Source organism: Cellulomonas sp. KRMCY2 (genome assembly GCF_000526515.1).
Classification (GTDB): Bacteria; Actinomycetota; Actinomycetes; order Actinomycetales; family Cellulomonadaceae; genus Actinotalea.
The window spans coordinates 2,659,678-2,678,999 of sequence record NZ_JAGF01000001.1 but is presented as its reverse complement, the minus strand read 5'-3'; the positions used below and the strand labels follow the sequence as shown (position 1 = coordinate 2,678,999).

At 72.2% G+C, this 19,322-nt stretch carries 15 protein-coding genes; 3 read left to right on the top strand and 12 right to left on the bottom strand.

The window, feature by feature from the left end; genetic code table 11:
* Positions 1-2 precede the first annotated feature (2 nt).
* The 3 genes from K415_RS0112780 to K415_RS0112770 are packed head-to-tail and all read left to right on the top strand — an operon-like array spanning position 3 to position 3,009.
* Complete coding sequence (locus K415_RS0112780) at positions 3-1,145, top strand: ABC transporter ATP-binding protein (protein ID WP_024287435.1); 1,143 nt, start codon at positions 3-5, stop codon at positions 1,143-1,145.
* On the top strand, positions 1,142-2,077 hold the full coding sequence (locus K415_RS0112775) for an ABC transporter permease (RefSeq protein ID WP_024287434.1): 936 nt from the start codon (positions 1,142-1,144) through the stop codon (positions 2,075-2,077). The genes K415_RS0112780 and K415_RS0112775 overlap by 4 nt, the downstream gene beginning before the upstream one ends.
* Positions 2,077-3,009, top strand: a complete 933-nt coding sequence (locus K415_RS0112770; protein WP_024287433.1) for an ABC transporter permease — start codon at positions 2,077-2,079, stop codon at positions 3,007-3,009. The genes K415_RS0112775 and K415_RS0112770 overlap by 1 nt, the downstream gene beginning before the upstream one ends.
* Here the strand turns inward: K415_RS0112770 and K415_RS0112765 are convergent.
* The 12 genes from K415_RS0112765 to K415_RS0112710 all read right to left on the bottom strand — a co-directional run bounded on the left by K415_RS0112765 (position 3,006) and on the right by K415_RS0112710 (position 19,200).
* Entirely contained in the window at positions 3,006-3,866 is an 861-nt protein-coding gene (locus tag K415_RS0112765; protein ID WP_024287432.1) for a CoA ester lyase, read from the bottom strand. The two genes, K415_RS0112770 and K415_RS0112765, sit on opposite strands and share 4 nt — an antisense overlap.
* Positions 3,863-5,071: a CaiB/BaiF CoA-transferase family protein gene (locus K415_RS0112760; protein WP_024287431.1), complete on the bottom strand. Its 1,209-nt coding sequence runs from the start codon at positions 5,069-5,071 to the stop codon at positions 3,863-3,865. Before K415_RS0112760 ends, K415_RS0112765 begins: the two co-directional genes overlap by 4 nt.
* Positions 5,068-7,071 carry an SUMF1/EgtB/PvdO family nonheme iron enzyme gene (locus tag K415_RS0112755; protein WP_024287430.1) on the bottom strand — a complete coding sequence of 668 codons (2,004 nt, stop codon included), beginning with the start codon at positions 7,069-7,071 and terminating at the stop codon, positions 5,068-5,070. The genes K415_RS0112760 and K415_RS0112755 overlap by 4 nt, the downstream gene beginning before the upstream one ends.
* Positions 7,068-7,994 carry a ribokinase gene (locus K415_RS0112750; protein ID WP_024287429.1) on the bottom strand — a complete coding sequence of 309 codons (927 nt, stop codon included), beginning with the start codon at positions 7,992-7,994 and terminating at the stop codon, positions 7,068-7,070. Before K415_RS0112750 ends, K415_RS0112755 begins: the two co-directional genes overlap by 4 nt.
* Entirely contained in the window at positions 7,991-9,349 is a 1,359-nt protein-coding gene (locus K415_RS0112745; RefSeq protein WP_024287428.1) for an ADP-ribosylglycohydrolase family protein, read from the bottom strand. The genes K415_RS0112750 and K415_RS0112745 overlap by 4 nt, the downstream gene beginning before the upstream one ends.
* Positions 9,346-10,524 carry an ADP-ribosylglycohydrolase family protein gene (locus K415_RS0112740; RefSeq protein ID WP_024287427.1) on the bottom strand — a complete coding sequence of 393 codons (1,179 nt, stop codon included), beginning with the start codon at positions 10,522-10,524 and terminating at the stop codon, positions 9,346-9,348. Before K415_RS0112740 ends, K415_RS0112745 begins: the two co-directional genes overlap by 4 nt.
* 95 nt (positions 10,525-10,619) lie before the next feature.
* A complete protein-coding gene (locus K415_RS0112735; protein ID WP_024287426.1) occupies positions 10,620-11,936 on the bottom strand; it encodes an ABC transporter substrate-binding protein in 1,317 nt (438 codons plus the stop codon).
* 31 nt (positions 11,937-11,967) lie between these two features.
* The gene (locus K415_RS0112730) at positions 11,968-12,795 is read right to left on the bottom strand and encodes a carbohydrate ABC transporter permease (protein WP_024287425.1); all 828 of its coding nucleotides are present in this window, start codon (positions 12,793-12,795) and stop codon (positions 11,968-11,970) included.
* 1 nt (position 12,796) lies between these two features.
* A complete protein-coding gene (locus K415_RS0112725) occupies positions 12,797-13,771 on the bottom strand; it encodes a carbohydrate ABC transporter permease (RefSeq protein ID WP_024287424.1) in 975 nt (324 codons plus the stop codon).
* Positions 13,768-14,805 carry a LacI family DNA-binding transcriptional regulator gene (locus tag K415_RS0112720; RefSeq protein WP_024287423.1) on the bottom strand — a complete coding sequence of 346 codons (1,038 nt, stop codon included), beginning with the start codon at positions 14,803-14,805 and terminating at the stop codon, positions 13,768-13,770. The genes K415_RS0112725 and K415_RS0112720 overlap by 4 nt, the downstream gene beginning before the upstream one ends.
* 124 nt (positions 14,806-14,929) lie before the next feature.
* Positions 14,930-17,599, bottom strand: a complete 2,670-nt coding sequence (locus K415_RS0112715; protein ID WP_024287422.1) for a cation-transporting P-type ATPase — start codon at positions 17,597-17,599, stop codon at positions 14,930-14,932.
* 212 nt (positions 17,600-17,811) lie between these two features.
* Entirely contained in the window at positions 17,812-19,200 is a 1,389-nt protein-coding gene (locus K415_RS0112710) for an FAD-binding oxidoreductase (protein WP_024287421.1), read from the bottom strand.
* Positions 19,201-19,322: the final 122 nt, after the last annotated feature.

The window sequence follows — 19,322 nt, the reverse complement described above, 5'->3', positions numbered from 1 at the left end:
TCATGGCAATCGCTGCCAGCAAGTTCGAGTCACTGGAGCTCAAGGGTGTCGGACGGAGCTTCGGCGGGGTCGACGCGCTGGTGGACCTCAACCTGACGGTCCGGGCAGGCGAGTTCATCGCCCTGCTCGGCCCGTCGGGCTGCGGGAAGTCCACCGCGCTGAACTGCCTCGCTGGGCTGCTCCCGCTCACCCACGGCCAGATCCTGATCGACGGCAAGCGGGTGGACACCGTCGCCGCGGAGAACCGCGGCTTCGGCATGGTGTTCCAGAACTACGCGCTCTTCCCGCACCTGACGGTCGAGAAGAACATCGCCTTCGGGCTCCAGATGCGCAACGTCGCCAAGCCCGAGCTCAAGCGCCGGGTCGCGGAGGCCATCGCACTGGTCAAGCTCGAGGTGCATGCCAAGAAGCTGCCGGGCCAGCTCTCGGGCGGCCAGCAGCAACGCGTGGCCATCGCACGCGCCGTGGTCCTCGAGCCACGGCTCGTGCTGATGGACGAGCCGTTGTCGAACCTGGACGCGAAGCTCCGCCTGGAGATGCGCACCGAGATCCGGCGCCTGCACCAGTCCCTCGGGCTGACGACGCTCTACGTCACCCACGACCAGGAGGAGGCGCTGTCCATGGCGGACCGCCTCGTCGTCCTGCGGGAGGGCCGGGTCCAGCAGATCGGCACGCCGGAGGACCTGCACGACAACCCGGCGAACTGGCACGTCGCCGACTTCATGGGCTACCGCAACCTGATCGACCTGGACGTCACCTCCGTCGACGGCACGACCGTGACCGTCGAGGACAAGGGGTTCATGCTGCGCGGGACGACGGTCCAGCCGGTGACGGTCGGCGAGAAGGTGCGGGCGGCCATCCGCCCCGAGGACCTCGTCGTGGTCTCCCCCGCCGCGCCCGTGCAGGGCGGCAACACGACGACGGCGACGGTGTCGGTCGTCGAGTACCACGGCCGTGAGTTCGCCGTCGGTGTCACGACGGCCGGCGGCCGCGCGCTGCACGTGCGCTCGGACCACGCGCCCGTCATCGGCAGCACCGTCGAGCTCACGGCGGACCCCGCCCGGGTACTCGTGTTCCGGGTGGACCCGAGCGACCTGGCCGCGCTGTCCGTCGAGGAGAGGGAGCTGCTGGAGGTGCGCACGTGAGCGCGCCGTCCATCGGCCGCACCAGGGCGACCAGGTCGACGGCCAGCCTCCGGCACAGGCTGGCCGAGCGGGGCATCGACACCTCGCTCCTGATGCTCGTGCCGGCGCTGGTCTTCGCCATCGCCCTGTTCATCTACCCGTTCTCCTACGGCATCGGACTGACGTTCCAGCCCTCCGCCGCGATCCAGGAGCAGTGGGGCGGCGGCATCTTCGCCAACTACGTCGCGTTCTTCAAGGACCCGTTCATCTTCGACTCGGTCTACCTGACGATGCGGCTGGCGCTGCCGGCGGCGCTCTTCAACGTGCTGGCGTCGATCCCGGTGGCCTTCAAGCTCCGGCACCGGTTCCGGGGCAAGAAGCTCCTCACCACGCTCCTGGTCCTGCCGATCACGCTCGGCACCGTGCTCACGGCTCAGGGACTGCTGATCTTCGCGGGGCGCCAGGGCTGGCTCAACCGGTTCCTGCTCCAGATCGGGCTGATCGACCAGCCTCTGACGCTCGTGAACAACTACCTCGGCGTGATGTTCTCGTTGATCATCTCCGGGTTCCCGTTCGCGTTCCTGCTGATCTCCTCGTACCTGTCCGGCATCGACCCGTCGATCGAGGCCGCGGCCAAGACGATGGGCGCCGACTGGAAGCAGCGCTTCCGCCGGGTGATCCTGCCCCTGCTGGCACCGGGGCTCGCGACCACGTTCATCCTGACCTTCGTGCTCGCGTTCAGCGTCTTCCCGTCAGCGCGGCTCGTCGGTGACGCCATGGGCTCGACCCGCGTGATGGCCCTGATGGGCTACCGGGCGTTCGCCGAGCAGATCGACTACCCGATGGCCTCGACGATCGCGATCATGATGGGCGTCGTCGAGCTCCTCGTCATCGGCGTGGTCCTCCTGTGGCGGTCGTTCATGTACAAGGGATCGACTGGAGGCAAGGGCTGATGGCCACCCAGACCGCGTCGAGCGGGACGCCGAGAGCGGACCTGCCCGAACCCCTGCCGCGCGCCCGGAAGCGGTCCGCAGCGGTGGCCCCCGGCGAGCGATCACTCGTCGCCTCCCCCACGACCTGGTTCGTCTGGGCCGGGACCGCTGCGTTCTTCATCTTCCTGATCGGCATCCTCGTCAGCGTGATGGTGGACTCCTTCGGGAAGTCGTGGTTCAACACCTGGCTGCCGGACAGCTTCTCCACGGACTGGTACACCGGCGCCTGGGACCGGTTCGACATGACGTCGGTCATCGGCGTGACCCTGACCGTCGCGTTCGCGGTGATCATCATCTCGGTCCTGATCGGTGTGCCGGCGGCCTACCTGCTGGCGCGGCGGACCTTCCCGCTGAAGAAGCTCGTCTCGGTGCTGTTCCTGCTGCCGGTCCTGATGCCGCCGATCACCTACGGCATCCCGCTCGCCACCGTGATGTACAACCTCGGCCTCGGGCGCACGCTGACCGCCGTGATCCTGGTGAACCTCGTGCCCTCGGTGCCCTTCGTGATCATGACGATGACGCCGTTCATCGAGCAGATCAACCCGACGATCGAGAGCGCGGCCCGGATGTCCGGTGCGAACATGCGGCGGGTCTTCACGAAGATCCTGATGCCGCTGCTCATCCCGGGGATCCTCGCGGCGTCGATCCTCGTCCTGGTCCGCACGGTCGGGATGTTCGAGCTCACCTTCCTGGTCTCGGGCCCTCAGTCGGACACCCTCGTGGTGGCGATCTACCGCGCCATGACGGCGGCCGGCGGCGGCGAGGCACGCCAGCTCATCTCGTCGATGGCTGTCGTCTACACGATCTCGATGATGGTCATCCTCATCGTCGCCCTGAGGTTCGTCAGCCCGACGCAGCTCGTCGCCCGGGTCAAGGAGTCCCGCGAGGACTAGGTGCCTGCGAGGGGCCGGTCGCGCTGCGGATCGGTCCCGTCGCGGCCGGCGAGGGCCAGGACGGCGCGCGCCTGCTCGATCATCGCGACGTCGAGGAAGGTCCCGTCGGCCAGGACCACCGCGCCCACCTCGTCGGCGCGCGCCCGCTGCACCTGGGCCAGGACGTCCTGCGCCGTCCGGACCTCGGCCGCGCTGGGGCGGAAGGCGTCGCGGATGGGTGCCAGCTGAGCAGGGTGGATCGCTGCGCGACCGACGAATCCCAGGGCGCGTCCGGCACGGCAGGACGCGACGAGTCCGGCCTCGTCCCTCAGGTGGGGGTACACCGACATCGACGGCGCGGGCAGGCCGGCGGCGCGCGCGGCGTTGACGATGCGACCACGCGCCCACGCCAGTCCGGCGTCGTCGGTCAGCCGCAGATCGGAGCGCAGGTCCGCCTCGCCGAGCCCGATCGAGACGACCCCGGGCGTCGTGGCGATGTCGAAGGCGTGCTCGACGCCGAGCGCCGACTCGACCAGCACGTGCAGCTCGCGTCCGTGCAACGCCGCGACCAGCCGCTGCACGTCCCGCACGCTCTCGACCTTGGGCACCCGCACGCCCACCGCGGGCGGCAGTCCACGGACCGCGTCGCAGTCGGCCTCGTGCCACGAGGTGCCGCCGTGGTTGACGCGCACCTGCACGGGACGCTCGGTCCCGGCGAGCAACGTGCTCACAGCGGCGCGCGCCGAGTCCTTGTGGCCCGCTGCGACGGCGTCCTCGAGATCGACGATCACGACGTCGGCCTCCGACGCGAGCGCCTTCGCCACGAGGTCCGGGCGATCGGCCGGTGCGTACAGGAGGGTGATGACCAGGGGTCTCACACCGCACCGTCCCTTCGCAGCGCCGCGACCTGGACGTCGGTGAAGCCGAGCTCCGCCAGGAGGTCGTCGGTGTCCGCTCCGTGCGCCCGGCCGGTGAACCCGATGACCGCGTCGTGCTCGGAGAGCCGAAAGAGCGGACCCTGCATGCGCATCGGCCCGAGCTCAGGGTCGTCGATCTCGTGGATCGTACCGAGTGCCTGGAACTGGGGGTCGGCCACGATGTCGGCCGCGTCGTAGACCGGCGCGACGGCGGCCTGCGCCTCCTCGAAGCCGGCGACCACGTCGGCACGGTCGCGCCGGGCGATCCAGCCGCCGACCGCCTCGTCGAGCTCGTCGGCATGCTGCGCGCGCGTGGCCCCCGCCGCAAACCACGGTTCGTCGACGAGCTCCGGCCGCCCGACCAGCCGGACGACGCGTTCGGCGATGGACTGCGCGGACGTCGAGACCGCGAGCCAGTGCCCGTCCCTCGTGCGGTAGGTGTTGCGCGGGGCGTTGTTGGTCGATCGGTTCCCGGTGCGAGGCTGGACCGTGCGGAGCTGGTCCCATCGGGTGATCTGCGGTCCGAGCATGGCCAGGATCGGCTCGACGATCGCCAGGTCGATGACCTGTCCGCGACCGGACACCTGCCGCGCGTGCAGGGCCACCATGACGGCGTACGCGGTGGCGAGGGATGCGACGCCGTCACCGAGGCCGAACGGCGGGAGGGTGGGCGGCCCGTCCGGCTCCCCGGTCATCGCCGCGAAGCCGCTCATCGCCTCGGCGAGGGTCCCGAAGCCCGGACGCGACCGGTAGGGCCCGATCTGACCGAACCCGCTGACACGGGCGAGCACGAGCCCCGGGTTGTGCGTCGAGAGCTCGTCGTAGCCCAAGCCCCACCGCTCGAGGGTTCCGGGGCGGAAGTTCTCGATGACCACGTCCGCCTGCGCTGCGAGCGCGAGGAAGACGTCACGTCCGCCGGCGGAGCTGAGGTCGGCCGTCATCGTCCGCTTGTTGCGGCCCAGGGTCTTCCACCACAGGTTGATGCCGTTCTTCGCGGCGCCGTGCCCGCGCGAGGGATCGGGTCGGGTGGGGTGCTCGACCTTGACGACCGTCGCTCCCATGTCCCCCAGGTGCATCGCCGCCATCGGTCCGGCGAACAGGGTGGAGGCGTCGACGACCGTCAGCCCCGCGAGGGGTCCGTCGGACGGGTCGCGTGAGACGGTCATCCGGCACTCCCCACGGTCCAGCAGCACCGGAAGCCGATGCCGGCACTGCGCGCCAGGCCCAGCCCGGGGAGCAGGAGCTTGGCCGAGAAGTCAGCCTCCTGGGGGCCACCGTCGAAGTACCAGTCCGACCCGTCGGCGCGATGGTCCCCTCCGCCCTTGAGCATGACGAAGCGGGTCCGACCATCGCTGTGCTCGCTCTCGGTCCAGTCCCACACCATCGGGCTGCCGCGCCGGAGGCGGCCGGTCTGCCCGGCGAGCTGCCACTCGTCCTCGGTGGGCAGGCGCCCGCCGAGCGATGCGCAGCAGGCCCGGGCGTCGGCGAGGTCGACGTATGTGACGGGCTCGTCCGGCCGGCCGGCCGGTGGGCGACCGTCGACCCAGTGCGCGAGATAGCGGTGCTGGTTCGCGGGTCGGTACCCCGTCCGTTCGAGAAAGGCCGCGAACTGGGCGTTCGTCACCTCGGTCGCCGCTACGGCGACCGGCCGGTCCAGGACGCCGTCGCGCTGCAGGGTGCGCGCGTCGTGCAGGCGCGGCGGCAACGGCTTCCACTCGTCGACGTACGGCGCGCCCTGGTACATGCCGGTCTCGCGGGCGCGGTAGCGGACGGTCAGCACGTACGGTCCGGCCGGGACCAGGACGATGTCGGCCGGCAGGTCCGTCGGCCGGGCCGGTGCCGGGGCGTCGGGCGCCAGACGGTGGGCGATGCGGTGCGGGAACGCGGCGTCGGCCTCCTGAGGCGGGAACGAGGTGCGCAGTGCAGCCAGCCATCGCGGTTCGGGCACGCCGGGGGCGAGCTGGACCAGGGCGCCGATCCCCCGGGCGGCTACCGTCACCGCGTCCGCGGCGTGCACCTCGGCACCGGAGTCGAGATCGACGAGCCGGCCCGCCACCTGGTCGACGACGGTACCGGTGTAGTCGGCCTGACCGCGGTTGATCAGGGTCCACAGGGTGATGCCGTCGCGCTCGAACGTGGAGGCGAACACGCCCGCGTCATGGGCCCGCTGCGCCAGTGCCGCGAGCGGCGTCCACGCACCCTCCAGGAGCAGGTCACCGGCGGCCCGCTGGACGGCGGTCATCCGGCGCAGGGTGGCAGCATCCCTCGGGCTCCAGCCCACCCACACCCCGAAGACCACCTCCCAGACCATGATCCCGACGCCGTTGATCCACGCCGACTGCAGCTCGGCGGAGTGGTCGCGGTGCCACCTACGCACGTGGTGCTGCATGTGGCGGCGCTCGTACCAGTGGGCGCGCAGGACTCCCGGTACGGGGCTGTCCGCGAAGTACTGGGCCCAGGACGACGCGTGGTCGACGATGCGTTCGACGGCGAGCTTGGACTCCCCTTCGAGCACGATCCCCGGGCGGGCGCGCTCGAGCCGGGTGACGAGCTCGGGCTCGGCCTTCCTGAGCGTGTCGAGGAACACGCCGTCGGCCGGCAGGTCCGCAACGAGCGCGGCGAGCTCCGTGAGGTCGTCCTCACCCCGGCGGGTGCCGGTGTCCCACGGGTTGTAGTCGACGAAGACGTGCAGGCCCGCGGCGTGCAGGTCCGCGACGAGCCGCTCGATCCCGGGGACGTCCCGGTAGAAGTCCCACTGGTTGCGCTCGTCGATGCCGATCACCGGGTACGCGTGCCACAGGACGACGGCGTCGAGGCCGCCGAACCGGTCGCGGGCGTCGGCGAGGAAGCGCTCGGGCGTGAACCTGCCGTCCTCGAAGGAGTACAGCAGCTCGTCCCACAACCAGACCTGGGCGACGGTCGAGCACCGGGCCGCCCACGCACCACCCGGCCGTCGGTACGTCTCGTCGGTGTACTGGTGCCGGCGTCGGGCGTCCGCACGCCAGGCATGGAGCCGTTCGCGCCACGCCGGCCACGCGGCCGGGTCCTGCGGGGCGGCGAGGATCTTCGCGTCGTCGAGGCCCGTCAGGTCGGCCCCGGGGTCCAGCGGGACGGACGTCGGCAGGTCGATCGGCCGGGGCAGGAGGGGGTCGAAGGTGGAGGTCATCGGGCATCCCCCCAGCCCGCACCGACGGTTGCGACGGCCAGCGCGGCGGTCTGCGCCATGGTCGGGACGGCGTCCTGCGCGCCGCGTACGGTGACCGCGAGCGCGCCCGCCGCCGAGGCGAGACGGGCTGCCGCGAGCAGGTCGCGGCCGTCGGCGAGCGCGGCGGCGAGGACGCCGCAGAATGTGTCACCGGCACCCGTGGTGTCGACCGGCGACACCGGCGGGGCCGCGAGGGCGACGAGAGGCCGCCCGCGCTCGGCCACGACGCAGCCCCGGCCGCCGAGGGTGATGACGACGGTCGGCACGCGCTGCAGGAGCACGGCGGCGAGCTCGTCGGTCGGACCGTCGACCCCGGCCAGGTCGCGCGCCTCGTGCTCGTTGACCAGGAGCAGGTCGACCTGCTCCCAGAGCTCCGACGGGAGCTCACGGGACGGGGCGGCGTTGAGCGCGAGCACGCTTCCAGGACGACGGGCCCGCGCGGCGGCGAGGACCGTCTCGACCGGGATCTCGAGCTGGACGAGCACGACGTCGGCCTCGCCGAGGCACTGCGCGGCAACCGGCCCGATGGTGAGCCGGGCATTCGCACCTGCTGCGACGACGATCGCGTTCTCCCCGTCGGGGCTGACGCCGATCATCGCGGTCCCGGTCGGGACCTCCAGCCGGGTGACGAGGTCGGTGCGGACCCCGGCCGCACCCAGCGAGCCGAGCAGGAGCTCGGCGGCGTCGTCGTCGCCCATCGCCGCCAGGAGGGTGGTCCGGGCGCCGCCGGCACGGGCGGCCGCGACAGCCTGGTTGGCACCCTTGCCACCCGGGCTGCGGGTGAGGTCCCCACCCAGGACCGTCTCGCCGGCACCGGGATGGCGCGGTACCGGCACGACCAGGTCGATGTTGGCGCTGCCCACGACGACGACCCGGCCGCTCATCGGGCCACCCCGCGCGCCAGGCGGAGCGTCCGCGAGGCCAGGTCGTCGATCGGGCGCCAGGCGGGTCCGGGCAGGGACGTGGCGATCCGGCCGTCCAGCGGCGCGGTCCATCGCTGACCGATGGCCTCGGCGCCGAGGAGCCCGCCCACCACCGAACCGACGGTCGCCCCCGCGGAGTCCGTGTCCCACCCGGCGGTCACGGCGACCGACACGCTCGGCCCGAACCGGCCGCCGCCCCTGGCCAGCGCATAGGCGATGACGGCGGCGTTGTTGATCACGTGCACCCAGTGCAGGTGCCCGTACTCGGCGTGCAGGGTGTCGAGGCCGTCGGCGACGTCCTGGGGCTGCGCAGCGACCTCCCTGCCGCGACGGACGGCCGCCGCGAGGCGGCTGTCGGGCGGCAGCACGGTCTGCGCGGCATCCAGGACCTCGTCCACGTCCGTGCACACCAGCGCGGCCGAGCACAGGGCCGCCGCCCACATCGCGCCGTACAGACCGTTGCGGGTGTGGCTGAGTCGGGCGTCCTTCCATGCCAGGTGCGCGGCGCCGCGCACATCGCCCGGCATGACCCAGCCGTGGACGTCCGCCCGGATCAGCGCGCCGATCCACTCCCGGAACGGGTTGAGGTGGGTCGCGGTCTCGGGGACCGGCCGCGCGTCGAGGATGTTCCGGTAGGCGGCCCGCTCGGCTGTGAAGACCCGGCCGGCGGGCAGGTTGTCGAGCCAGGCCGTCGCGACGTCGTCCGTGCTGAAGTCCACCCCTCGGCCCTCGATCAGGTCGAGCGCGAGGATCGCGAAGTTGAGGTCGTCGTCCTCGGGCATCCCGTCGATGTTCTCGACCAGCGACGTCGGTGCGCTGCGCCGGTTCCACGGCCAGCGCGCCGCGACGTCGTCGGGCAGCCCGACGGCCGTGAAGTAGCCGTCGAGGGGCCAGCGGTCGGTCGCGCGCAGGATCTCCTCGATGCCCCTGCGGGGAATCTTCTCCACCGGCTTGCCGAGCAGGCAACCGGCCGCACGCCCCGTCCACGCGCCACGCAACCGCGCCTCGAGCATCGATGCGTCCGGTGCCGGGATCCGGGGTGCCGGCGGCAGGAGGGCGGAGATCGCCGACCAGTCGTCGGGCTCGGTGGGCGACTCGGGCGCCGCCCGGCCCTGCAGCTCGGTCAGGAGCTCGCGGGCCAGCGCCCGCAGCGCCGGTGTCGCGGGCGCCGCACCGGCACCACCGGCCGCGGGCCGGAGGTCCCCGCCGGCGGCCGCCCACCGGGCCGCGACGTCGGCGACGTCGGTGCCCTCGGCGGCAGACTGGACCAGCTCGTGGGCGATGAGGTCTTCGGGCTGCGCCCAGGTGAGTCTCACCCCACCACCCTGCCCTGCGGGTCAAGGACGCCGGCCAGCGACTCGAGCCGCTGCCGGGCGAACCGGCGGTCCCCTTCGAGAATCTCCTGCGCGGCCTGACCCATCAGTCGGCCGGTGGCCCGGATGTCCATCCTGCTGGCGGTCTCGATCGCGTCGAGCCAGTCCGCCGGCACCACGGCGCTCCCGCCGAGCCCGGCGGCCAACGCACCCGCCATGACCGCGATCGAGTCGGCGTCCCGTCCGTAGTTGACGGCGGCCAGGACCGCGCCACGGAAGTCGCCGCGGTGTCCGATGAGGAGGCCGAGCGCAGCCGGGAGCTCCTCGATCGACTTCGTCCGGGACGGGCGACGGGCGTCGCGCGACATGGCCCGGTAGTCCGGTCCCACGGAGTCGTACGGGGCCACCGCCGCACGGACGACCCGAGCCAGCTCGCGCTCCTGCTCATCGGTCGCCGGGGCCGCGGACCACCCCGCCAGGGCGTCGACCACGGCACCGATGGCGTCCGCCGTGCCGTCGTGGGCGACCTCGAGGACGGCCGCCAGGACGGCCGGCACCGTGGCACCCGGGGTGACCGCGGCGGCGACAGCGGCGGCGAACACCCCCGCGGCCTCCCGCCCGTAGCTCGACTGATGGGCTCCGGCGATGTCGATGGCCTCGGCATAGGCGGCCCGGTGGTCGCCGGCGTTGACCAGCCCGACAGGCGCCATGTACATGGCGGCACCGCAGTTGACGATGTTGCCGGCGCCGGCCTCGCGCGGGTCGACGTGACCGTAGTGCAGGCGCGCCACGAGCCACTTCTCGGCGAGGAACACGCGCTGGAGCAGCAGGGCATCGGCCTCGAGCTCTGGGATCCACCGCGGCTCGCCGATCATGAGAGGGACCAGATCGTCCGCCACGGCGTAGGCGTCGAGGTGCTCGCGACGGCTGGCGTAGACGTCCACCAGCGCCTGCGTCATGAGGGTGTCGTCCGTGATGTGCCCGTCGCCCTTGTGGTACGGCGCGATCGGCCGGGCGTCACGCCAGTCGGGGTGGTACGGGCCGACGATGCCCCGGACCCGCCCGCCGTGACGCTCCTCGATCTGTTCCGGTGTCCAGCCCTCGGTGGCTCCGCCGAGGGCGTCGCCGACTGCCGCCCCGGTGATCACAGCAACTGACCTGTCCTGCAACCAGTCCACGTCCACTCCCCGCCCGTCGGTGTCGTTCCGAGTGTCCGGTGCCCGCCGACGGGTGCTCGAGGCACCCGCCGGCGACCGGCACCAGCCTTGTCGCGTCAGCCGGTGATCTCGTCCCAGCCGTCCTGCAGCGCGCCCGCCAGCCCGTCGGCGTCGATCTCGCCGGCGAGGAACCGCTGGAACGCGGGCGTCGCGACCGTGTCCTTCCACTGGGCGTAGGCGTCGACGAAGAGGTACGGCGCATCGGTCATGTACTGGCCGGACGACAGCACCACGTCCCAGCCGGGCTGACCCGCGAGGTTCTCGGCCATGAGGTCCTGGGCGGAGCTCGACGCCGGGATCAGGGCGTCGGCCTCGTTCAGGGCGGCGAGGTTCTCCGCCTCGGTGAAGAAGTTCAGGAACTCGGCCGACTCCGCCACGTGCTCGGAGTCGATGTTGACGGAGAGGGTCTGCGGGTTGGCGGCCTGACCGGCACCGTCGGGGCCCTCGAGCGGGGGCAGCACGATCCAGTCGAAGCCCTCAGGTGCGTCCGTGGCGATGTTCGCAGCCTGGTAGGAGCCCTGGATCGTCATCGCGATCGCCCCGGCGTAGAACGAGGCCAGGACCTCCGAGCCCGACTGGGTCAGGGTCACCGGCAGGATCGAGCCGTCCTCGGTGTTCATCGCCTGGACCAGCTCGGGGATCGCGAGCTCACCCTCGCCGATGGCCAGCTCGGCGTCGGCCCCGGTGCCCTCGAAGAACGTGCCTCCGAAGGCCGGCGCCATCGTCATGAAGGCGGCGGTCGGGCTCTTCAGACCCCACCCCAGCCCGTAGACGTCGCCGGCGGTGCTCGACTTGGCGATCTCCCGCAGCTCGTCCCAGGACATCGTCTCGCCACTGGGGATCTCGACCCCTGCCTGGTCGAGCAGGGTCTTGTTGGCGAAGACCATGTAGGACTGCAGCTCGGTCGGGTAGGCGATGACCTCGTCGTTGACGGTCACCGACTCCATGATCCCCTCGGGCACGTCGGCGACGAAGTCCGGCGACATGTACTCCGAGAGGTCCGCGAGGTACCCGTCCACGGCGAACGGCACGATGCTCGCGGCCTCGTAGTGGATGATGTCCGGCGCTGCGCCACCGTTGAACTGCGTGATCAGCTTGTCGTAGATGCCGTCCCAGCCGGCGGGCACGATCTCGACCTGGATCGCGGGGTTGGCCTCGTTCCAGGCCGCGACGACGGACTCGGTCGCCTCGATGGCCGCGGGCTGGTCGGAGAGGGACTGGAAGGTCAGGGTGATCGGCTCGGTCGCCTCCGCGACCTGCTCGGTCTCCTGATCGGTCGGGGTGCCGTCGTCGTCCCCTGCCCCGCCGCAGGCGGAGAGGAGGAGAACGCCGACCGTGAGGCTTGCCGCGATGGAAGCGCCATGCTTGTGCATGAGCCGCCCGCCTTTCGACTGGTGGATGGGGTCAACCTTTGACAGCACCGGTGAGCAGGCCACCGGTGAGCTTCTTCTGCATGATCGAGAAGAAGACGATGCTGGGGATCGCCGCGAGGACGGAGCCCGCGGCAAGGGGACCGAGGGCCACCTTGCCCTCCCCGCCGACGAACATCTTGAGCGTGATGGGGAGCGTGTAGTTGTCCGGGGACTGCAGCAGGACCAGGGCGAAGAAGAACTCGTTCCAGGAGGAGACGAAGGCGAACATCGCCGTCGCGACGATCCCCGGCATCAGGAGCGGGAAGACGATGTCGCGCAGGACCCGCAGCCGGCCGGCACCGTCCATCGCGCCGGCCTCCTCGAGCTCGTTGGGGATCGCGGCGACGTAGCCCTGCAGCATCCACAACGCGAACGGCAGCGTGTAGGTGGTGTGCACGAGGGTCAGGCCGACGAGGCTGTCGGTCAGGCCGATCGTCCGCAGGATCAGGAACAGCGGCAGGATGATCAGGATCACCGGGAACACCTGGCTGACCAGGATCCAGCCGGTCCCGACCGTGCGGAACAACCCCCGGAACCGCGCGAGGGCATAGGCCGCCGGCAGGGCGATCAGGACCACGAGGCCGGTGGAGATGAGCGCCACGACGATGGAGTTGGCGGCGGACCGGACCAGACCCTGCCGGTCCAGCGCGTCGGTGAAGTTCTCCCAGCGGAAGCTCCGCGGGATGAGGTTCACCGTGAGCGAGTTCAGCTCTCCCGAGGACTTCACCGAGGCCGAGATGAGCCACAGCAGCGGGAACCCCAGGAAGACGATGTAGGCGAACAGTGCGAGGTACTGCGCAGGCTTGACGACGGCTCGCATGTCAGCGCTCCTTCTCGGCGCGGAACTGCGACCAGAGGTAGGCCGACAGGAGCAGGACGACGACGACGACGAGCACGACACCCATCGCGGCCGCGTACCCGAGGTTCCGGTTCTTGAACGCCTCGAGGTAGGTGAAGAGCATCGGCAGCATGGTCTTGCCCCCGGGCCCGCCCTCGGTCAGCACGTACACGAGGCTGAACGAGTTGAAGTTCCAGATGAAGTTCAGCGAGGTGATCGACGTGATGATCGGCCGCAGGCTGGGCAACGTCACGGCGGTGAACCGCCGCACCGCGTTGGCGCCGTCCACCGACGCCGCCTCGTGCAGCTCTCCGGGGATCTGCTGCAGCCCGGCCAGGAGGGTGACCGTCGTCTGCGGCATGCCGACCCAGACGCCGACGAGGACGACGGCAGGCAGAGCGGTGGAGAAGTCCGCCAGCCAGTTGATGTCGTCCGGCAGGCCGACGGCGCCGAGGGCGGCGTTCAGGGGTCCGGCGTTGGGCGAGTAGATCATCCGCCACATGATCGCCACGACCACCGGCGGCATCGCCCACGGGATCAGGGCCAGGACGCGGGTGAGCCCCTGGAACCGCAGCTCCGAGTGGAGCAGGAGGGCCAGACCCATGCCGGCGAGGAGCTGCAGACCTGTGACCGAGACCGCCCACACCATGCCGATGCGGAAGGACTCCCAGAAGAACCCGTTGTCCAGGAGCCTGGTGAAGTTGTCCACCCCGACGAGCTGGTACTCCGGTCGCCGGACCAGACGTGCGTCGGTGAACGCCAGCAGCACGCCGACGAGCAGCGGCGCGACACTGAGCATGAGCACCGGCAGGAGCGAGGGGACCACGAGGCCGATCGCCTCACGGCGCTTGGCGCGACCGATCCCGCCGATCCGCCGCCCGGGGTTGCTCGGGGTGCTCCCGGACCCCACCGGGGAGGTCCGACCCGGCGCGCGGGTGGTGCGACCGGACGCCGTCACGCCGTGACCCCCTCGGGTTCGAGGGTCGACTCCCGGGCCATCAGGGTCGGTTCGACGAACGCCCGGCGCGACGGGCGACCGGGCTCCTCGAGGCGACCGAGGAGCAGCTCGGCCGCCGCACGGCCGCGTTCGCTCGACCGCAGCGACACACTGCTCAGGCTCGGCTGGAACACCCGACCGATCTCGGTGTCGTCCATCCCGGTGATCGCCACGTCCTGCGGGACGCGCAGGCCGAGCTCACGGGCGGCCTTGATCGCACCGATGGCAAGCAGGTCGTTGGCCGCGACGATCGCGTCGAGCGGCGTGCCGTCCGTCAGATGGCGGCCCAGCAGCTCGCGAGCGCCGGCCAGGCCTGCAGCGACCGTGAAGTCCTGCGCCACATGGGCGTCGACGACGTCCGCCGCGAAGTCCTCACGGCGGACCGCGGTGTCGAACCCGCGCTGGCGGGCGTCACCGGGAGTCGTGTCGAGCGGGCCGTTGAGGAACCCGATGCGGCGGCGGCCCAGCTGCAGCACATGCGCGACAGCCTGACCGATGCCGCGGGCCGAGTCGGTCGAGACCGAGTCGAAGCTCTCGCCGTCCAGGGAGCGCCCGATCACCACCACCGGCATCGCGGCGTTCCGGAGCGCGTCGACCAGCGCGTCGTTCACGCGGAGCGGGCTGATCACCAGACCATCGACGAGGCCGGTCGACAGCCCCTTGACCAGGGCGATCGTCGAGTCCGTCGTGCTGCCGGTGGTGGCGACGAGCAGCCGGTACCCATGGTCGGCGACGACCTCCTGGATCGCGGTCAGCATCTCGACGTAGACCGGGTTGCCGATGTCGGCGACCGCGAAGGCGATCTGGAACGTGCGGCGCAGCCGGAGGGACCGACCGGTCGCGTCCGGCTGGTAGCCGAGCTCCTCGGCCGCAGCCCGCACCCGCGCGACCATCGCGGGGCTCGCACCGTTGCCGTTCAGCGCACGGGACGCCGAGCCGAGGGAGACGCCGGCCCGGTCGGCCACCTGCGGCAGCGTCACTCGACGTGCGGTCACGATCTCTCCTTCCTCGACGTTGAGGTGCGGATCTGTCGGTCGATTGGAAACGTTTCCAACCGACTGTTTCCACTTTCGCACGCAGATCGCTCAGATGTCAACGGCCAGTTCGTCCGACGCCGCGTCAGGCGCGTCCGGGTGCGGGCCGAACCGGCCCTCGTGACCTGCGGCGCCGACGCCAGGCCTTGTCGGCTGCGTCGACGCCGAGCACCGCGACCCCGGCGAACCCGGCGACGAGCCAGCCCACCACCCCCGGCGGGCGCTGGCCGAGGACCGCGGCGAACGCCGGGACGAGCAGCACGACGAGCGAGAACGTGAACCCCGCCGCCGACGCAGGGATGAGCAGCCGGTTCGTCGTCCAACCCAGTGCGGCCGGCACCTGGGTGGCGCTGCGGCATGCGAAGCCGTTCGCCGCCTGCCCGATGACCACGGCGATGAATGCCGACCCGGAGGCGGTCGCCAGGGTCACGCCACCGGGAAATGCCTCGCCGGGTCGCCAGCCCGCGGCGAGGAACGTCGCGAAGAAGGCCAGCATCGAGACGATCGCCTCGGTCGGTCCGAGCAGCCCGAAGGCGCGACGCAGGACGCCGCGGTCGAGCAGCCGACCGCTGACCGGCGGTCGTTCGAGCAGGTGCTTCGCCGGGGGCTCGGCCCCCAGCGCGACGGCGGACAGCGTGTCCGTGCCGAGGTCGAGCGCGAGGATCTGCAGCACGCCGAGGGCCAGCGGGATGTTGCCGCCCGAGAGCCCCCAGACGGCGAACGGGGCGAGCTCGGCGACGTTGTCGCTGAGGTGGTAGGTGAGGAACCGCCGGATGTTGACGAAGGTCGCCCGGCCCAGCTCGATCCCGGCGACGACCGAGGCGAAGTGGTCGTCGAGCAGCACGAGGTCGGCCGCCTCGCGTGCGACGTCCGTCCCCGAGGCGCCCATCGCGATCCCGATGTCCGCCTCCCGCAGCGCCGGCCCGTCGTTGACCCCGTCACCGGTCATCGCCACGACGTGCCCCCTGGCGCGCAGCGCGCGGGCGATCCGCAGCTTGTCCTCCGGTGACACCCGGGCCACGACGACGCCGTCGTGGTCGAGCAGTGCGCCGAGCGCCGCGTCGTCGGCCGGCAGGTCGGCACCGACGAGCACCGGGTCGTCCGCCTGCCGGAGGCCGACCTGGGTCGCGACGGCCGCTGCGGTGGCGGGGTGGTCCCCGGTGATCATCGCCACGGCGACCCCCGCCCGGCGGCACGCGTCGAGCGCGGCGGCGACGTCCTCGCGTGGCGGGTCCTGCAGTCCCAGGAGCCCGTAGACGGTGAGCCCCTGCTCGGCCTGGGCGGCGACCGTCGGCGGCACTCCTCCGGCCGACCGGCCCGCGACGGCGAGCACCCGCAGTCCACGGGCGCTGAGCTCGGCCGCTGCCGCCGCGACCGCCGCGCGCTCGGCCGCACCCCCGGTGCACAGCGGCAGCACCGTGTCGGGGGCACCCTTGGCGATGACCTCTCCGTCGGCGACGACCGACATCCGTCTCCGGTGCGGATCGAAGGCGAAGGCGACGTCGGCGAACGCGCGCGCCCGTGGGCCGTCGGTGTCCAGGTCGAGCCGACGCGCGAACGTGTCGATCGCGGCCTCCATCGGGTCGCCGTGGGCGCGCCAGGAGCCCTCGTGCAGCTCGGCGTATCCCCGCGAGCACCGCGCACCGGACTGGGCCAGCCGCTCGAGCGCGGCGCGGGCGACCTGGGGCAGCACCAGGTCAGCCCGCGGGTCGTAGCCCGGGGTGCTGATGTGCGCGGAACCCACCGGTGTCCAGGCCTCGACCACCGTCATCTCGTTGCGGGTCAGCGTGCCCGTCTTGTCGGTGCAGACGAACGTCGTGCTGCCGAGGGTCTCGACCGCATCGAGCGAGCGGACCAGGACGTTGCGGTGCGCCATCTGCTCCGCGCCCCACGCCAGCGCGAGGGTGACGGTGGGCAGCAGGGCCTCGGGGACCAGGGCGACGGTGACGCCGAGTGCGAGCTCGAACCCCCGGGCGACCGGCTGCCCGAGGGCGGCGGACAGGACGAAGAACGCGATCCCGACGGCCACCGCGATCAGGCCGATCCCGCGGACGACGCGATGCAGCTCACGGGTCAGCGGCGTCGGATGGTCGGTGACCAGGCTGGTCGAGCGGGCGATACCGGCCAGCCGGGTGCGCGACCCGGTCGCGGTCACCACGGCGTCCGCCGTCCCCTCGACGACGAACGTGCCGGCGAACACGATCCCGCCGGCCTCGACCGACGTGGGCAGGCTCTCCCCGGTGAGGGTCGAGGTGTCGACCAGCAACGCGCCCGCGACGACGATCCGGGCGTCCGCCGGTACCCGGTCGCCCGCCTCGAGGACGAGCACGTCCCCGACGACGACCTCGACCGCGTCGAGCCGGCGAGGCACGCCGTCGCGGCGGACGGACACCCAGGTGGGCAGCAGGAAGTTCAGCAGCTCCGCGGCACGGTCGGCCCGCCGGCCCTGGGCGAACGAGAACGCCGCGTTGGCCAGGATCACGGCGACGACCGCGACCGACAGCTGCGGCAGGCCGGCGAGCCACCCCAGGGCGGCCGCGGCCCAGAGCAGCAGCGCGAAGGCGTGCACGAGCTGGGCGGCGAACCGGCGCGCCGCTGACGGCCGGTACGGGCGAGGCAGCTCGTTGGGACCGACCGCGACCAGACGCGCCCGCGCCTCGTCGGTGCTCAGGCCGGCGCGAGCGGTGTGGTCCACGGTCCGCGCGTCGAGCGCACCGGAGGGCCGAGGTCGCCCCTGGTCCCCATCGACCGTCATGCCGCCGCCTCCTCCGGGACGTGTCCCGTGGCGTCGCCCCCGGTCCCACGGTCCGCCCGGACGGGCGACGCGCGGAGTCGAAGGTCCCGAGGTCGACCGGAGCTCTGGCCGCCTGTCTCGGACCCTACCGCCGAGCCGTCCCGGCGGCTGGCCCGGCGCCCGGGTGCCCTACCGCGGCGCCCGCGAGCCGCAACCGCTCTCAGCGGGCCTGCTCACGTCGGCGGGATGTTCTGGTTGAGCCGGAAGACGTTCTCCGGGTCGTACCGCCGCTTGATCTCGACGAGCCGGTCCCAGGTACGTCCCGGGTAGGCCTCCCGGACGCGGTCCGGACCCTCGTCGCCGAGGAAGTTCACGTACACGCCTGGGCGTCCCTGGTCCAGGACCCCACGCATCCGCGTGATCTCGAGCCACGCCGGCTCGCGCTGCGCCGCCGCGCCGTACAGCGTCGCGACATTGACCATGATCGGTGCGTCGCGGTGCGCGTACGCGGTCGCATCGGACGGCACGTCTCCGACCGCGCCGCCGAGCACTCTGACCTGCACGACCCGGCTCGGACCGGACGAGCCGGCCACCCAGCTCACGGCCTGCTCGGCGGTCGCCGCGTCGATCGAGTCGACGAACATCGTCTGCGAGACGGCGGTGGGCGCCGGCCCGTCGGCACCGTGGCCCTCGTCGGCGAACATCGCCGCGTACGGCGAGGGGCCCACGAGGTCCGCCAACGGCTCGGCGAGGGCGCGCAGCTCCCCGATGACCCGCTGGCCCTCGTCGACGTCACCGGCCCACGCGATCATCGCCAGCACGACGGGCCGCCCGTGCGCCTCCGCAGGGACGAACGGCATCGGGGGGCAGAGCATCACGTTGACGATGGTGGTCAGCTCACGGGGTGCGCGCCCGGCGAGGTCGACGAAGCCTTCGAGCACGTCGGGCGTGGCCGGCAGCACGAGGATCCCACCGACGAAGTCCCGGACGTCGTGCAGCCGGAGCTTGAGCCGCGTCACCACCCCGAGGTTCCCACCCCCGCCGCGCAGGGCCCAGAAGAGGTCGGCGTCGGAGTCCGCATCGGCCAGCACCAGGTCGCCCGAGGCGGTCACGACCTCGGCGGCGAGCAGCGAGTCGATCGTCAGACCGTGCCTGCGGGAGAGGAGTCCGACGCCGCCACCCAGGACGATGCCGGTGATGCCGACCGAGCCCGTGTCGCCGAAGCCGGTCGCGAGGCCGTGCTCGCCCGCCGCGAGGGTGAACGCCCCGGCTGTGACACCGGCGCCGACCCACGCGGTGCGGTCGCCCGGGTCGATCGACAGCTCCGTGAGCCCTCGGAGGTCCACGACGAGCCCGCCGTCCGTCGTCCCGTGGCCCACGGCGCTGTGGCCGCCGGACCGGACGGCCAGCTCGAGCCCCGCACCCCGGGCGGCGGCGACGGCGTGCCGTACGTCCTGGGTGTCCTGCGCCTGGACGACGGCGGCCGGTCGCCGGTCGGGGTCGCCGTAGCGGACGAGCCGGGCGGCGTCGTACCCGGGGTCGCCCGGGGTGAGGACAGGTCCCGTGACGAGCTGCCGGAGGCCTGCGACGTCGAGCGTCGGGCGTGCTGTGTCGAACGGCATGGTGGGTTCCCCTCGGGTGGCTCGGTACGGGTGGGCTCGGTACGGGTGGCTCGCGAGGCCTGTGCTGTCGGTCGGACGCTCGCCCCGCCAGGGCGGGGCGTCCGGATTGTCCCGGTGCCCAC

Coding starts and splice junctions, on each gene's coding strand:
- K415_RS0112780 (WP_024287435.1), top strand. CDS start 3: ATGGCAATCGCTGCCAGCAAGTTCGAGTCACTGGAGCTCAAGGGTGTC.
- K415_RS0112770 (WP_024287433.1), top strand. CDS start 2,077: ATGGCCACCCAGACCGCGTCGAGCGGGACGCCGAGAGCGGACCTGCCC.
- K415_RS0112760 (WP_024287431.1), bottom strand. CDS start 5,071: ATGACCGTCTCACGCGACCCGTCCGACGGACCCCTCGCGGGGCTGACG.
- K415_RS0112755 (WP_024287430.1), bottom strand. CDS start 7,071: ATGACCTCCACCTTCGACCCCCTCCTGCCCCGGCCGATCGACCTGCCG.
- K415_RS0112750 (WP_024287429.1), bottom strand. CDS start 7,994: ATGAGCGGCCGGGTCGTCGTCGTGGGCAGCGCCAACATCGACCTGGTC.
- K415_RS0112735 (WP_024287426.1), bottom strand. CDS start 11,936: ATGCACAAGCATGGCGCTTCCATCGCGGCAAGCCTCACGGTCGGCGTT.
- K415_RS0112730 (WP_024287425.1), bottom strand. CDS start 12,795: ATGCGAGCCGTCGTCAAGCCTGCGCAGTACCTCGCACTGTTCGCCTAC.
- K415_RS0112715 (WP_024287422.1), bottom strand. CDS start 17,599: ATGACGGTCGATGGGGACCAGGGGCGACCTCGGCCCTCCGGTGCGCTC.
- K415_RS0112710 (WP_024287421.1), bottom strand. CDS start 19,200: ATGCCGTTCGACACAGCACGCCCGACGCTCGACGTCGCAGGCCTCCGG.